General features: G+C 49.3%; 10 protein-coding genes. 2 read left to right on the forward strand and 8 right to left on the reverse strand.

The features are described from left to right. Window position 1 precedes the first annotated feature (1 nt). The 7 genes from AC5FXQ_RS02245 to AC5FXQ_RS02275 form a co-directional block, all read right to left on the reverse strand. Window positions 2-1,189: a n-acyl-d-glucosamine 2-epimerase gene (locus tag AC5FXQ_RS02245; RefSeq protein ID WP_493600873.1), complete on the reverse strand. Its 1,188-nt coding sequence runs from the start codon at window positions 1,187-1,189 to the stop codon at window positions 2-4. Window position 1,190: 1 nt separating this feature from the next. Then, window positions 1,191-2,819 (reverse strand): alkaline phosphatase PafA, encoded by a 1,629-nt coding sequence (pafA, locus tag AC5FXQ_RS02250; protein WP_493600874.1) that lies wholly within the window; start codon window positions 2,817-2,819, stop codon window positions 1,191-1,193. Window positions 2,820-2,831: 12 nt separating this feature from the next. Continuing rightward, the gene (locus AC5FXQ_RS02255; RefSeq protein ID WP_493600875.1) at window positions 2,832-3,650 is read right to left on the reverse strand and encodes an endonuclease/exonuclease/phosphatase family protein; all 819 of its coding nucleotides are present in this window, start codon (window positions 3,648-3,650) and stop codon (window positions 2,832-2,834) included. A 140-nt stretch (window positions 3,651-3,790) separates the two neighbouring features. Next, on the reverse strand, window positions 3,791-5,557 hold the full coding sequence (locus AC5FXQ_RS02260; protein ID WP_493600876.1) for a RagB/SusD family nutrient uptake outer membrane protein: 1,767 nt from the start codon (window positions 5,555-5,557) through the stop codon (window positions 3,791-3,793). Between the two features lie 7 nt (window positions 5,558-5,564). Then, a complete protein-coding gene (locus AC5FXQ_RS02265; RefSeq protein WP_493600877.1) occupies window positions 5,565-8,807 on the reverse strand; it encodes a SusC/RagA family TonB-linked outer membrane protein in 3,243 nt (1,080 codons plus the stop codon). A 49-nt stretch (window positions 8,808-8,856) separates the two neighbouring features. Continuing rightward, complete coding sequence (locus AC5FXQ_RS02270; RefSeq protein WP_493600878.1) at window positions 8,857-10,059, reverse strand: DUF5689 domain-containing protein; 1,203 nt, start codon at window positions 10,057-10,059, stop codon at window positions 8,857-8,859. Between the two features lie 87 nt (window positions 10,060-10,146). Next, window positions 10,147-12,333: a hypothetical protein gene (locus tag AC5FXQ_RS02275; protein WP_493600879.1), complete on the reverse strand. Its 2,187-nt coding sequence runs from the start codon at window positions 12,331-12,333 to the stop codon at window positions 10,147-10,149. A 221-nt stretch (window positions 12,334-12,554) separates the two neighbouring features. Here AC5FXQ_RS02275 and AC5FXQ_RS02280 point away from each other — a divergent pair, with 221 nt between their 5' ends. Continuing rightward, window positions 12,555-13,799, forward strand: a complete 1,245-nt coding sequence (locus AC5FXQ_RS02280) for an ROK family transcriptional regulator (RefSeq protein WP_493600880.1) — start codon at window positions 12,555-12,557, stop codon at window positions 13,797-13,799. Window positions 13,800-13,925: 126 nt separating this feature from the next. On the opposite strand, the gene AC5FXQ_RS02285 is transcribed toward AC5FXQ_RS02280, so the two are convergent. Continuing rightward, window positions 13,926-14,069 carry a hypothetical protein gene (locus AC5FXQ_RS02285; RefSeq protein WP_493600881.1) on the reverse strand — a complete coding sequence of 48 codons (144 nt, stop codon included), beginning with the start codon at window positions 14,067-14,069 and terminating at the stop codon, window positions 13,926-13,928. Window positions 14,070-14,300: 231 nt separating this feature from the next. Here AC5FXQ_RS02285 and AC5FXQ_RS02290 point away from each other — a divergent pair, with 231 nt between their 5' ends. Further along, the gene (locus tag AC5FXQ_RS02290) at window positions 14,301-14,486 is read left to right on the forward strand and encodes an SOS response-associated peptidase family protein (RefSeq protein WP_493600882.1); all 186 of its coding nucleotides are present in this window, start codon (window positions 14,301-14,303) and stop codon (window positions 14,484-14,486) included. The last annotated feature ends 12 nt before the right edge of the window (window positions 14,487-14,498 follow it).

The following is a 14,498-nucleotide window of genomic DNA, read 5'->3' on the forward strand; positions in this document are numbered from 1 at the left end:
TCTACGATTTTGCTAATGAATACTTACTTTCCTCTACCCTTTCCATCGTCTTCCACAGCTGATATAAGCCTCTGGGCACGTGAAAACAACCTTTCCACTTCCCGCCCTTCAGGGGAAGCAACACCTTGCCCTGCCTGTTCAGGTAACCGAACCATTCCCCGTGTTCCTGATCCACAAAGTGCTCCCAGGTGTATTGATGGAGCTTCTCAAACCACTCCCAGCACTGCTCGTTCCCTGTGTGCAGGTACCCTTTGAGCGCTGCGATCATGGCTTCGATATGCACCCACCACAGCTTCTGATCCCACTCCAATTGCTGAGGCGGATTGCCTTTGATGTCCATGAAATAAAACAGTCCCCCATGCTCCTTGTCCCAGCCAAACTCCAGGGTAGAAAGCACAATCTCCACACACTGCTTTATCAGGGCCGTGTCATTTGTCCGCTCGGCTATATCCATGATAAACCACATGGCTTCCAAGCCGTGGCCCGGATTTACCAGTCTGCCCTCAAAAGAATCAGAAATCTTCCCCTCCATGTCCACATTCTCCAGGATAATTCCCAGCTCCGGCTGATAGAAAGTCTTCATCACGGTATCTACCCCTTCGGCAATGGTCTGCTCCACCAGCTGCGGATCAAGCAAATGCTCCACTTCCAACACCAGGTTACACATAATCATGGGGAGCGAGAACCCCTGCAGGTCCCTGGTCCCGGGGAAGGCCTTCGAGAATTTCCCTTTTGGATGCTGTTTCCGCTCCAGGATCTTATGAAAGCTATCAATGGCAACTTTGGCATACACGGCATTGTCGGTTGCTTTGCTAAGCTGAGCAAATGCCATCGTGGCAAAGCAATCGGAGAATATATTGTAAGCCTGTGTGAGCGGTTTTCCCTCCCTCGTCAGGGAAAAGTACCAGTCCTGCTGTTCATCCCGTCCGTTTTTCTTCAAAAACTCAGCCCCCTGCCGGGCTGCATCTAACCAGGACTGCTCCCCCATCGCGTTGTAAAGCATCGAGAACGTCCATACCTGCCTGCATTGCAGCCACATGAACTTATCCGTGTCATAGACACGTCCATCTCTGTCAAGACATGTAAAAAAGCCGCCATTGACCGTATCAACAGAATGCTTCATCCAGAAGGGCACCACGTTCTCTAAAAGATTGGACTTGTATAAGGCTGCGTAATCAATTTTAGTCATTTCAGTTTGATTTAAGTTCTACATGTAGGGCTTTTCCAATGCTTCCACTGGGCGCTTGAAGATTTAAGAGCGAAGAAAGGGTTGGGGCGATATCCGTTATTTCAACGCGCTCGTTCGAACGCCCCGCTTTTATTTTCCATCCCATAAAAATCAGGGGGATTTGTGTATCAGCCGGATTCCAGGTGCCGTGGGTGGTTCCTTTCAAGGGACCATCAAACCAGCCAGGCTCTTGTATAATCATCAACTGACCACTTCTTTTAAAATGATAGCCATTGACCATCATCGTTCGGATAGGTTCAGGTATGGCAAGCTGACTGGCGTTGTCCATGTCAGCCACAAACTGTACCCCTGGCTCTCGTCTCAAATACCTTATCGCGTGTGATTTTATCACTTGGAAGTCCAAACCAGCTGCCTCTATCTTCGCCATATCAAAATAAACCTGGTAATTATAGATGGCTTTGACTAAGTCATCCGTTTGGAATCTCTTGGCTAGCAATTCATTCAATGGCTTGACCTTCTCCTTTCCCCTCAGCCACCCTGTCGAAAAACGGAGCGATTCCAGATACCCAATGGACTGGGCGGCTCCATGATCTGCCGTCAGCACCACCAGGTAGTTGTCGACTCCGATCTTCTTGTCGAGGTATTTGAAGAAAGACGCTAAGTCCTGATCGAGTCTTAGGTAGGCATCCTCCACCTCCATGGAATTGGGACCGAACTGGTGGCCAATGTAATCCGTGGAGGCACAGTTGATGGCAATCACATCGGTCACGGTCCCGCTACCCAGCTGATAACTTTCGATGGCGCTTTTGGCGAATTCCAGAATTAAGGTATTCCCCATGGGCGTGTTGCGGATAACCCCTTTGTCAGTTTGATAGCGTTGCTTCACTAAGTGCGGAAAACCTGTTGTTTGTGCCCCCTTAAAAGGTCTTTCCCAGGCTTCCTGGTCGTTCGTGCTTTGCAGGTAAGTAGCAGCAGGGTATAAGGTTTCCCATTCATGCGCCAGTAATTGCTGTCCCAGATGCCGGCTGTTGAATTTTTCTACCCACGTGGGCAAATCCTGGAAATACCAACTGCTGGTCACAAACTTGCCACTTTTGTCGTCATACCAGAAGGCGCCTGTCGGCTTGTGACCAGCGGGCAGAATGGCGGCCCTGTCTTTCAGGGAAACACCGACCACCTTGGATCTGAAATTCGAAGCCAGCATCAGCTCATCTGTCCAGGTCGTGGCGAGCAGCTGTCGGGGAGACATGCTTTGAAGGGCTTCTTCTCCCCCTACAAGGTGGGTCGTACTGTCGTCGGTGCAGTACACCATGCGATTAGATTTCAAATCAAACCACTCATTGCCGGCTATGCCATGTATGGCTGGCACTGAGCCTGTGTAAATGCTGGCATGTCCCACTGCTGTCATGGAAGGCACATAGTTGATGAAGGTATTGTTGAAGGAGTGGCCCTTGCGCAACAACCTGTTAAACCCATCTTCACCGTACCTGTCCTGATACCGATGTAAATAGTCCCATCTCATCTGGTCTATCACGAGTCCAACGACCAGTTTAGGAGGGGAACCTGCGTGTACAGTCATGCCTGCCATCACCAGGCACAGTGTCGCAAGCACTCTAAAAAAGCTTGTCATAGGGAAAGGGGTTTAATCTTCAAATTCAAGCACCGCCACCAGCGGCAAGTGGTCCGAGGCATAGCGTTCCGACACAGTATAATAGTCTTTGAAGGTGAATTTGGAAGAGGCTGCCCTGTTTAGCAAAATGTAGTCAATGGTCGTTATGGGCCTTCCAGCCGGAAAGGTGGGAGGGCAGGTATTGCCGCAGCCCATCTTGAACCCCTCCTCATACAGGCTCCAGTTTTTGTTTTGAGGATCCATGTTGAAATCCCCGCCAATGATGATGGGAGACTGAGCAAATGGAGCTAGCACCCGCATGAGCTCTTTGGATTGCAGTTCCCTGTTTTTATCTGTCAGATGATCTAAGTGCGTTGAGACAAATAGCATTTTCTGTCCCTCTGCAAATTCGACCTCAATAATGCCGGCAGCCCGCAGTTCAGCGCCAGAACCGTCCTCTACAGGCAGTGCGTGAACGGATGAAGAAAGAATCGGAAAGCGGGATAACAGCGCGACGCCATAATCCCCACCGGACCTGTCAATTGCCTTTGCAAAAAAATAGTGCATACCCGTCAGCTTTGCCAACTCCTTGGCCTGGTGCAGGGTGGTTCCGGAGCGGTTGGTGTGCACGTCTACCTCCTGCAGGGCTACTAAGTCAGGCTTTTCACTGTTGATTGCCTTGGCTGTGGCTATCAGATCTACTTCTCCGGCTGGTTTGGAGGGTGGGTTCCCAATATGAATATTGTAGGACATCACTTTAATGGTCTGTTTTTTAGGCTCGGGCGTGCCTTCAGAGGAAGTTTTGCACGAAAGCAGCAGGAGCAGGGCAAAAAAGCCTGTCAGGTATTTCATATTCATAAGCTTATTAGATACACTGTTGAAAAATAGCAAAGACTATCTCCCCCCTACCCCAATTAAAAACGCCACGTTAGTAGGGGTAGAGGAAGAGGATAGTTATTAAGCAGGTATAGAGGCACTGGCTGTGCTGTTTTCTACCACCCCGGGTTTTGGCCGAGTGCCGGGTTGAGTAAGCGCTCTGACTCAGGTATGGGGTACAGGTAAAATTTGTCTTCCCATATCCTCGGAATTGTGTGTAGCCAGATAATTTCCCCTTTGTCACCCTGAGATAGCACTAAGGGGTTCGGCCTCCCGTTCGCATTGTCAGAGACGTTGATATAAGTGACTCCCGCAACCGGTGTGCTTGGCATGGATTTATAGAAGGCGATATCCAGAACGCCATCCTCATTCAGATCCAAAGGAACGTTCAACCCTGGGACATACATACCATTCCACGTCTTTTCTAACAGTTTACCTTTGTTCCATCGCACAAGATCATAGAATCTGAATCCTTCAAGCGCCAGTTCGATCCCCCTTTCTCTGCGCACTTCAAGCAAGGCTGGATTACTGATCTCAGGGAAGAACTCGCGCTGCAAATAAGGGTCTACTGTTGTTGGCATAGTGGAATTCATGATGCCTGCCCTTTGCCTTAACGCTCCGATTGTCTGAGCCCAGTCAAGGTCAGTTAAAGCTCCAAGCTCCGCTTTTGCTTCCGCATAGTTCAACAACACCTCCGCATAGCGGATGACAGGAATGATGTTGTCATTGCGGCTCCCACTATCGTAGAATGTGTCATCCAGTGTCCACTTGATGGGTTGATAGCCTGTGTAGGTGTAGGAAAACTCAGGAGGGGAAGCGACCACGGTGCCTCCGTTAATCCGGGTATACCCTTTTGTCCTAATGGTCTGGCTGAGCCTTGCATCCCTGTTTTTAACTTCCTCGCTAAATACCATGGTTTCGTATTGGGGGTTGCTTGTGAAAGGAGTGCCGTCCAGGTTCAGGTAAGTGTTGATAAAGCTTCTGGTGAAATTTGCTCTGTCTCCGTAGGTGGCACTCGTCCAGTACCAGTTTGCATCATGGTAAAGCGCCAGCTCATCGTCATAAATGTTGGCGAGCAACACTTCATTCGCGATTGGTGATTTACTTGTAAAAAGCTGTCTGTAAGCTTGGGAGCTGCCCCCACCTGTATGAAGGGAATAGGAGAAACCGTCCATCACGGCCTTTGCCGCCTCTGCTGACTGGGTGAACCATTCGTCGGCTGTACTGCCCAGGTTATAGGAAGTATGATATTTCCTGAAAGTACCCTCAAATAAACAGACCCTGGATTTAAAAGCATATGCAACAGGTTGGGTGATCATGGATCTCGTGCCATCGTTAGTCGTCCGGATATGCTTGATCGCAAAGTCGAGATCACGCAGGACTGAGTCCATCACCACTACCCGGGAATCCCTGCCATTGAACAATTCCGGATCGTTCACGTCGAACGGTTTGCCGATCCACGGCACATCTCCAAACCGCTTTACCTTATCAAAATAAAACCATGCCCTAAAGAATCTGGCGATTCCCATATAATGGTTTCTTGTCTCCTCCGGAACGGAGCTGTTGTTGTTGTTTTCAATAAAGTAATTGATGTTCCTCAGTTCCGACCAGTTCCACCCGGTACTTTGCCGAGGTCCATAAGCCCCCGGTCTGATGAAGTCGGGCACTTCTTTTCTGGCGATGTAATCCGACATGGCATCCCCGCGCAGAATGTCAGATGCTGTGGGGAGGATGTTGTAAAAGGAATTAGAGTAGAGCGCCAAGCCATTCTCACTTTCAAAAACCGCCTCTTTCCCAACCGTTGACCTTGGTGCCTGATCCAGCTTCTCGCAGGCAGATAAGCTAAAGGCTATTATGAATAATATGTAAATCCGCTTCATCATATTTACTTTAAAACGTTATGGACAACCCTAAAGAATAGCTTTTCAACATGGGGTAGTTGAAACCGTCACCATGATTGGTGGAGTCCAGGTCCTGGTCCGAGGCGCCCGTATTCTCCACATCTATATCCTTGGTAATCTTGTGCATGGGGGAATAGGCAAACAGGTTTTCACCAGACACATAGACACGGGCGGTATGTGCCCATATTTTGGAAGCAATTGCTTGCGGAAGGTTATACCCGAACTGCAGGTTCTTCAAGCGAACATAGGCGATGTTCTGCAAATACCTGGTCTGTGTTTCCCGCAAAGTACCCCCTCCCGTCCAGGCAAGATAACCCGTGTATCTAGGAAAGTAGGCATCTGGATTATCTTCTGTCCATATGTTGCCTATCTGTGATTTGGGAGGATGTCCGTAAGGTGCATTGTACTGACCCCAGAAGGTGTTCGCCCCTCTGCTAGGATACCAGTCTTGTTTGCCTACCCCTTGAAAGAAGGCACTAAAGAAGAAATTACTCCAGTCAGCGCCCAGATTCAGTCCGAACCGGTAACGCGGTTCCGAGTTACCGATGATTTTTCTGTCACCTGGCGAATCGACCGTATTCTCGCCAAAGTCAATCACTCCATCGTTGTTCAGATCCGCGAATTTAATATCACCCGGACGCCAGACACCTGTGGCTGTCGTATTGAACAGACTTTGATCCGCCGACCGGTTTACGTCTTCATTGGATTCGAAGAAACCAGCGGTTTCAAAGCCCCATATCTCTCCGATGCGCTGCCCCTCATAAAAGTCAGTTAACCGTTTTTCAGGATTGTTGTATTTTAGAATGGTGGACGTATGGTCAGACACAATGGCCCTTACATCATAGCTGAATGGTTTAGCCCCCAGGCTGAATTCGTCTCTCCAGCTAACAGACAGTTCCCAGCCCTTTGTCTCCAGATCAGCATAGTTTCCTCTGGGTGTGGCAGCGCCAAAAACAGCGGGCAGCCTCACCCCAGGCGTGAACATATCCGTCGTTTTGCGGATATAGGCGTCACCGACAATATTCAGTCTGTTCCGCAGTAGTGACAGATCAAGCCCTATATTTTGTGTGGTTGCCGTTTCCCAGGTCAGCCCGAAAGGAATCACGGAAGGGTTATTGGTGTACTGTGGCCTTACCCCATTCAGAATGCGCCCTAACTGGCCAACTGCAAGCTGCTCCTGAAAGACGTAGGATCTGATATTGCCATTTCCCAGGGAACCGTAGGAAGCCCTCAGCTTGAAGTCAGAGACGAGGTCCTCTGACACATTCCAAAAAGGTTCTGAGGAGATTCTCCAACCGGCGGAAACAGACGGAAAGAAGGCAAACCGCTCATTTTCCGGGAACTTAGAGGAACCGTCGTACCGGCCATTGACTTCCAGCAGGTAGCGATCCTTGAAATCATAATTCAGTCGATAAAAGCCACCCATGATGTTCCATTGCTCCCATCCACCTGTTGTAATGATGGACTGGCCTAAAGCCAAATTCAGATCATCGGCATTTTCATAGATCAACCCGTTTCGCTGCGCGCCCACTCTCCGGTACGTATTCAATTCATAATTAAATCCTGCCATGGCCTTTATGCGATGGGCATCCTTGAAAGTATGCTGATACTCCCCATACAGGTTAGAGGCTATGTATTGCGTCTCTCTGTAGATCTCACGCAGGTCGTTCGTGTTCAGGCCCACATATTGAATAACTCCCGGGACCCGGCTGTAGGGTACTGGTACCCGAATTCTTTTTTCATTATCATCCAGGCTTTGAAATGTAAGATCACCTTTCAACTGAAACTTGTCCTCAAAGAATCTGGAAGTGAAGCTTGTCGTATTCCGAAGTAGCCTGCGGTCCGAGTCCATCCCGTTTTTGCCATACCAGAAGTCGCCCACTGTATAGGCTGCTGAGTGCGTCAGCGTACCATCCGGATTGAACATAGGGGCCATAGGAGGTCCTTCTGCCACCATATTCCGCCAGATACCCCCACCCTCTCCAACATTCAGCGGGTTGTGGTATTGCACATTGGAGAAGTCTGTGTTGTTCTCCAGCGTCAGCCATGAGAATACGTCGATGGCCCCTTTGGCCCGGAAATTATACATTTTGTAATCGTCCGAATTATACCTGAAAAGTCCGGGCTGATTCAGGTACCTGCCTGTCACATAAAAGCTCGTCTTCTCGCCACTCCCTGAGAAAGCAATGTTGTGCTCCTGGGAGTAGGTATGCTTCTTGTACAGCTGATCAAACCAGTCCGTATTCTCATAATAGACATATTCTCCTGTAACAGGATCTACCTCCACCCTGGGTAGGGAGGGGTCCTTGGACCTGCGCTCCAGCTCTGCCAGGTAAGCAGGCGAGAACCGAAGTGTCTTATTGACATTCTGGGGTGTGCTGGCGTAGTTGTTCCAACTTGAAAAAGCCTCGTTAAACATCGTTGCCCATTGATAGCCATCTGTCACGAAATCAGGAACGACAGTGGGTTCTTTAATGGCGAAGTTCGTGGTATAGGTAACGCTTGTTCTGTCTTTGGCTGGTCTTTTCGTTGTGATCAACACCACACCAAATGCGCCTCTCGCCCCATATATGCTGGCAGAAGCAGCGTCCTTTAAGACAGAAACTGTTTCAATGTCATGGGGGTTCAGCAGGGCCGGATTGCCCTCTACGCCATCTATCAGCACCAACGCATTGCCACCCTGCCCGATGGAGGTTGCCCCCCTGATATTAAAGGAGGGGGACTGCGTCGGCTTTCCGTCCGCTGGCGTCAGGTTTAAGTTGGGTAGGACGCCCTGTAACCCTTGCGACAGATTCGTGATCGGACGATTGGTGAACACCTCAGCGGTCACCTGGTCAACAGCCCCCGTCAGGTTCTCCTTTTTCTGGGTTCCATAGCCGACCACAATCACTTCATCCAGTGACTGGGCTTTATCTGTCAAGGTCACATTGATCTCTCCAGGCCCCTGAAAAGAAACGGTCTGTGTATTTGTACCGATGAAGGAGAACACAAGCTCCCCGGGAGATGGTGGAACTGCCAGCGAAAACCTGCCTTCGGAATCGGTTGCAGTCGCTGTCTGAGTCCCCTTTACATGCACACTCACACCAGGAAGCGGTTCTCTGTCCTGCGAAACGACCAGGCCTGTGAGGCGCCATGTCTCTTGTGTCTGCACACTTCTGCCCAGGGATTCCTTTGCCAGGCCCAGACAGAGCAGCAGGAGAAGGGAAGTAAAAAGCTTTAAATATTGTTTCATGGTGCAATGCTAAATATCAGTGTGAATAATATGCCTGAGTACTCCATCACTAAAATTGGAAAACAACGTCGTCGATGTTGATGCGGGGCCTGTTGTTATTGGCAAAAGGGGTTGAGGAATTCACAAACCTGATTCTTACCTGCTCATTTGCGGCCGCATTAACAGCTATTTCATCTGTCTCCAAAACTTTAGATTGCACATCAATGGTTAGCTGCTGCAGCAGGGTGAAAGTGTTGCCGCCGTCTTTTGAGATCTCCACATCGATTGTAGTCGGGTTCATGTTGGCAACCTCCGCGCTAGCCGGATAAATACCGTGGGACACTTTCAAGCCCTTAACCCCCTGCAGATCGAAATTCATGCTCACCATGCCATTCCGCTTGTCGTTGCCAACCGTGCCCTGCATGCGCACGCTCTGCGCCCCGTTTTTCATATCTGCCGAGGTAGCCGCCGTAATGGCGCCATCCAGGGTCCAGACACCTGTCTTGAAACTCAACTCCTTCACGTCATAGCTGGTATTGCTGGCATCCTCAAAATCCTCGGTCGTTTCAGTCACTCCGCCCACGATGTCCTCGATATTCCTGGGGTTGATGTAGAATTTGTCTCCGCTTATCCGGACGATACCGGTATAGGAGTTGGCCATGGCCGGCATGGTCACATCCGTGAACGCGGTATTGGGCTGAAGCATGGAATAAACGGCTCCGATGCCGTCCCGCAGCACCACCTCTCCCTCAAATCTCCCCTGCGTTCCACCGCTCAGGTTGACCTCAGAAACCTTTACCAGGATCGGACCCCAGAATTCCGCGTTGACCACAATGTCAGAAAGCGTGGTTGATTTTGGGGTAACCTCCACAGATCTTCCCGTTTTTTCAACAGCACTTGCACCTAAATCGGAAATGACCAGCTCTCCCTCCCTGGATGAGAGCGAGGCTCCTTCCAGATTAAGCGTTACCTCGTCGCCCTTCGCAAAACTGGAATTCCCAGACAACTGCAAGAGGATGGCGGCATCCTTCCCCTCCTCCTGCACGGCCACCATTCCTGCTTCCATATTGCCACCAGCCACATCGGAAATCACAATGCCCTTGATGGCAGTGGCGCCGAACTTCAGGTCGTCGGACTGCTGCACCTTTCTTAAACCTGTAATATTCTGAGGCTTGGACAACGGAACAGGAGTGGCATCCTCGCTTTTACTGCAGGCCCAAACCGATAATAGCAGAATAATCGCCAGGCTCCTTCTTAATGCTCTATTCATCATATTTTTAGAGGTGTAAAGTGTAGACATTTGGATTGATGGTTATGCTTGATTGCTATGGATAGTGAATTTGATGCTGTCTGGAGAATGCTATTGTTTCCCTACCGGTTGTCCTTCTTTGAGCATGGCGTTGATTTTCTCCCTTGCCATTTGCCTGAATTGATCATTGCCTTTGTAGCGAGCGTTGGTATTATCCCAAAAATTTTGTTTTTCCTTCGTAAGGATAAGGCTGTTGATAATCCAACTCTGTGTCCACCCTGTCAGGGTGCCCCAGGGTCCCCAGCCCGAGTCCGCATTGGAGGCCCAGTAATCCCAGCGCTCGTAATCGAATGCCCTGAACCAGGCCCCATCTAAATCTTCATGCACAGGGCTGCTCACCTGGATCCGCACCAGAAAATCGGTGATCCGATTGGAGGCTGCTCTATAGGAAGGGTTGCTTGTGGCGGCGGCAGCTTCATTCAGGGCAAATGAGGCAAAATTCAAGGTATAGAGCAGGTCGGTGACCGGATCGCCATATTCTGATATCAAAGGGGCCTCCTTAGAGCCATATTCTTCATTGGATGCGATACGTCCGTATCTTCCCAGTCCCTCTTTCCCCAGCTTCTCCCGTATGGCGCCACTCTCCTGCAAGTCCTCCAGTAGCTTGTCTGCCACCAGCGCGAGCCATTGTCGATGCGTCGGGGAATCCTCCACGCGCACAAGCCAGGCCAATGGCAGCAGCATTCGTGCGTATTCCTGCTGGATACCGTTTGTCCACTTCCAGTCTGGGTGACGGTTCATGGTGATGGCAATGGCATCCTTGGCTTTCTGCAACAAAGGAGCGTACCCCGTCTTATCATAGAGCCAGAGGTAACAAGCCCATAGCCAGGATTCATAATGAGGATGGACGTTTACGATCTCACGATTGCCCAGGGTCTGCCAGTCCGTCTTCTGCATGGCTGCGTCTCTGAACCAGGGGCCCCTGAAACCATTTTTGCCCGCCGTTCTGAAATTCCCTAAAATCCCCTCTAATATATAAGCGTCCCAATCACTGGTCCCGAGGTTGGCGGAGGCGCCGATGGTGGCTAGGAGCGCACGCGCATTGTCATCTCCGTAATAGGCATCCGGATCCGTAGTGGCCCAGCCAATCAGACCATAAGATGGACTCTGTGGATCATTTCGCTCTCCAGCCCGCAGGTTCGACTCCTTATAAAGGTGATGTAATAAGTTTTTCGCTGTCTCCTTGTATTCGTCCCTCTCCAGCATGTTTGCCGCCGAACTAAGGGAAAACGCCACTTCCGCCTGGCAATCTGCCCGAAGCCACCAACGGTAGGGCTGGGACCCGTCTGCCTGAATGAAGGAGGCGTGCCCTTCTAATATGCCCAGACTCCCATCACCAACAGGTTGAGCAGGTCCTACCGGTGGGTGCACCACCTCGATTCCGTTTTTCGAAGTTCTCTTCTCAAACAGTTCCTTCCATTCTGGATGTATGAACAAGCGAGCCTTGTAAAACCAATCTGAACCTTTCAGGATGGAGCGTTCGTAGGCGTCCGCAGGAAGCGCCTGCTCTTTCGCGTAGGAAGGCCTGACTTCCTGGGGCCAATGCCGCAGGGTAATCGCATCTGCCGGGAGCAAATCCCTTAAAATGAACTCCCACACCTTAGACCAGGAGTCTGCAGGCCCGAACCGGGATGTGATGGCATCACTCAGCTTTGTTGGGCTTACTAACATCCCCTGATGCCTGAATAACAGCGGGAAAGCCTCTACGTCCTGCAGACCATAATCAGCCTTGTCGTACCCCGCTACTTTCCCCAACACGATAAGCGGACTGCCCGCTGCCTGTAATGGTATAAACTGATGGTCGTTTACCCCTAGAAGTTCGAGCGAATCAAGCCCGGAGATCTTAGATGTATTGATGACGCCTCTCTCTAATTTTATGCGTCTGGTTTCTGGAGACAGCACCATGTTGGGAAGGCTGGCAGGGTACTCCAGGAACACCTTTAGTTTTTTCTTCTTAATCCTGTCAAAGGATTTCTCACTCAAAAGGACACGTTTAGCAGGATAGGAATCGGCCAGTAGGAGGACAGCATCATGCTCGCCTGCTTTACTTATCGCCTCTTCTGCACTCTCCAAACGCAGAAAATCAAGCTGATTCTTAAGCAGTAGCTTTACAATATCGTTGTCCGCCGAAGCTGACACGACCAACTGTTGCTCTTTTAGGCTGCCCCTGCTCTCTGAGGCTCGCTTACAACCAGTAATTAACAGCAATAAGAGGATCAGTGTAAATTTCGAATGCATACCTTCGCGTTAATGTTGGATCAATTAAAAAATTAATTCTATATATTCCAAATTGTTTTTAATTTTTTTTAATAATTATTGTCATTTATATAAATTAATTTTTAATCAAAAATAGACTGGCTAAATTTATTTAAATACATTTCCGTATTATCTTTATGTTATGAATCAACAGCAGACCGTCTCTGCTGTACATATTTACCATTGTTTAGAAGTTTAAAGGAATGTCATACAGAAAAGGGTTAAAAGGTACGCTTATTCAGGAGTTGCAGCAGGATGAGATGAGTGGCGTTTCCTATAAAAACACCTTGTTGAAAAAGCAGGTACTGGAAATCCTATCCACTCAGGGAAACGCTACTTTAGCTGATTTGGGCAGACAACTCAATGTCAGCACCCCAAAGATCAATGAGCTTATCACAGAGCTGATGGCCGAAGGCTTGGTTCGTGATTTCGGGAAAAGCAACGCTGGGATTGGCAGAAAGCCTAACATCTATGGCTTGGAGGCCTCTTCGGCTCATTTTATAGGGGTGGAGGTTAAAAGAGAGTCTATTAACATCGGGTTAATGGACTTCTCTGAAAAGTTTCTGAAAATAGAATTGGACATTCCCTTTCATCTGGAGAATTCAAATGAGTCTCTTGATCAACTGTGCTCTAAGATCGAGGAGTTCATCGACTCGACTACTGTCCCCAGGGATAAAATTTTAGCCGCATGTGTCAATATCTCTGGCAGAGTGAACCATAAAACCGGCTATAGCTATAGCTTCTTCCATTTACATCAGGAACCTCTCAGCCAGATAATCAGGAATAGAATAGGTATCCATACCTACCTTGAAAATGATACCCGGGGCATGGCTTTCGGTGAATTCTACAGTGGTGTCGTTACATCAGAAAAAAGTGTTCTCTTCGTCAACATAGATGAAGGCATCGGAATGGGTATCATGATAGACGGGAAACTGTATTATGGGAAATCAGGGTTCGCAGGGGAGTTTGGGCACATCCCGCTGCTAGCGAATGATATCATTTGCCATTGTGGTAAGAAGGGTTGTTTAGAAACAGAGGCTTCCGGCCTTGCCATCACAGAACAGTTTAAGGCAAGGCTGAAACAGGGAGCCACAAGTATCGTCACCAATACGGTCGGTGATATAGCCAAAATCAATCTCCAGCATATCATTCATGCCGCTCTGAACGACGACATGCTGGCTATCGAGATTATCTCCGAAGCAGGTGAAAAAATTGGACGCGGAATCGCAGCGATCATGAACCTGTTTAATCCTGAATTAATCATTCTGGGAGGAGCATTGGCAGAAACAGATGCTTATATCAGGCTTCCAATCAAAGCCGCGATTAATAAGTATTCCTTAAGCCTTGTCAGCACCGACACGGAACTCAAGATGTCCCGTCTCGGAAGAAAAGCAGGCATCATGGGGGCCTGTCTCCTGGCAAGAGATAAAGTATTGTCCATACAATAATAACCGTGCGGCGTTTAGTGACATTTAAAGTAGCATGACACTAAACGCCGCTTTCCAGAGGCATCGTGCTTGTAGAGAGCACAAGGTGTGATCATTCCGGTTTTTAACAAGCACCTGACAGTTCAACTAAATCTCCCGCAAATCCGTCCAGGGCCGTATGACCATTCCGCGGTTGTGATTCAGGAACGGCCTATCAAGCGCCTGTTTAAATCGCAGTGCACCTCCGTTCTCCAGCAGGCGTTGCTCCGTTCGGCCTTCTCTGCGAGCCATTACCGCCTCGCGTCGGCGCTTACGGACCCTCCCCACCGGTCCAGAAATACACTAAAATTTTTTTTCTTTTACTCTTGCCAGATACTGCGGACCTATCCCCAGCCATACGGAATTTTATTATCATCTGGAAAGCATCCGGTTCCTCAGCGTGCGCGAACTACCAGTTGTTGTTAACTGAGCGGTGAAAGCTGCACTACCTTCATTGCCAACACGATGTAAGCGAATGACCTTGTGAGACCCGTCTCCGACCGCATGCCTGTGATACTTTCACCTGAAGTCGAGGAGCTGTGGCTAGATGAGGACGACCTGCAGGGTGAGCTACGATCGATGCTGGCACCTTACAAGGCTGAACAAATGAAGTTTTTTATGTCTCACGGCTGGAGAACCATCTTTAAAAAAACGTACCTGAAGTGCTGAATTCGTTGCATA

The organism is Pontibacter sp. LHS1, assembly GCF_058932855.1.

What these genes read in the sequence shown, in the direction of transcription:
- AC5FXQ_RS02245 (WP_493600873.1), bottom strand. Translation starts at nt 1,189, where the DNA reads ATGACTAAAATTGATTACGCAGCCTTATACAAGTCCAATCTTTTAGAG.
- pafA (WP_493600874.1), bottom strand. Translation starts at nt 2,819, where the DNA reads ATGACAAGCTTTTTTAGAGTGCTTGCGACACTGTGCCTGGTGATGGCA.
- AC5FXQ_RS02255 (WP_493600875.1), bottom strand. Translation starts at nt 3,650, where the DNA reads ATGAAATACCTGACAGGCTTTTTTGCCCTGCTCCTGCTGCTTTCGTGC.
- AC5FXQ_RS02260 (WP_493600876.1), bottom strand. Translation starts at nt 5,557, where the DNA reads ATGATGAAGCGGATTTACATATTATTCATAATAGCCTTTAGCTTATCT.
- AC5FXQ_RS02265 (WP_493600877.1), bottom strand. Translation starts at nt 8,807, where the DNA reads ATGAAACAATATTTAAAGCTTTTTACTTCCCTTCTCCTGCTGCTCTGT.
- AC5FXQ_RS02270 (WP_493600878.1), bottom strand. Translation starts at nt 10,059, where the DNA reads ATGATGAATAGAGCATTAAGAAGGAGCCTGGCGATTATTCTGCTATTA.
- AC5FXQ_RS02275 (WP_493600879.1), bottom strand. Translation starts at nt 12,333, where the DNA reads ATGCATTCGAAATTTACACTGATCCTCTTATTGCTGTTAATTACTGGT.
- AC5FXQ_RS02280 (WP_493600880.1), top strand. Translation starts at nt 12,555, where the DNA reads ATGTCATACAGAAAAGGGTTAAAAGGTACGCTTATTCAGGAGTTGCAG.
- AC5FXQ_RS02285 (WP_493600881.1), bottom strand. Translation starts at nt 14,069, where the DNA reads ATGGCTCGCAGAGAAGGCCGAACGGAGCAACGCCTGCTGGAGAACGGA.